Source organism: Campylobacter sp. TTU-622, assembly GCF_016598965.1.
In the GTDB taxonomy this organism is placed as follows: Bacteria; Campylobacterota; Campylobacteria; order Campylobacterales; family Campylobacteraceae; genus Campylobacter_D.
In genome coordinates, this window is the sequence record NZ_JAENKR010000198.1 from 1 (window position 1) to 693 (window position 693).

At 17.0% G+C, this 693-nt stretch carries 1 protein-coding gene; it reads left to right on the forward strand.

Features of this window, described 5'->3' with window-relative positions; genetic code table 11:
- Positions 1-21: 21 nt before the first annotated feature.
- Positions 22-693 (forward strand): hypothetical protein (locus JG677_RS08450; protein WP_200286199.1); only part of this gene is annotated, 672 nt, incomplete at its 3' end.

Consider the following 693-nt stretch of genomic DNA (forward strand, 5'->3'; position numbering starts at 1 on the left):
CTTGAAACTACATATAGTAAATTGTTTAATAATTTTTTAATCTTTAGTTCTTGGATGAATTTAACTCAACAAAATTTTAATTTAATTATAGATAAATTTAATGAAAAATTAGAAAATAATTTATTAGCAATTCCTCAATATGATAGTATGAATTATTTTTTATCTAATCAATATTACAAAAATAAAAATATAGATTTTTTTAATATAACCATTATCATTAAAAAATATATAAATGCATTTTTAAATGGTAAATTTGGTGGCTATAATAAATTAGCTTTACAATATTCAGATATATTTAATAGTATTTCTAATATATCAATTCAAAAAAAAATCAAATTAGAAGATAGCTTTAATCTAAAAATATTAAATTTTATTGATAGTTTAGAAAATAAAGATATAGATGATAAATATTATTTTACAAGATATTTCTTATGTTCAATAACTCATATTGTATCTGAAGATATACAAAAAGAAATAGATGATTTTAATCTAAAAATTTACAATCAAGTTAAAAATGAAAATAAAGATTTGTATACATTAGAGTTAGGCTTTTGTTTATCGTTTGATAAAAAAATATCCAAAAAAGAATATAAAAAAGTATTTTTTGAAATTGAGCAAAAAACAAAAGAAAAACATAACAATATAAACTCGAATATGGAATATGATTTAACTAATATTATGCATATTTTGCAT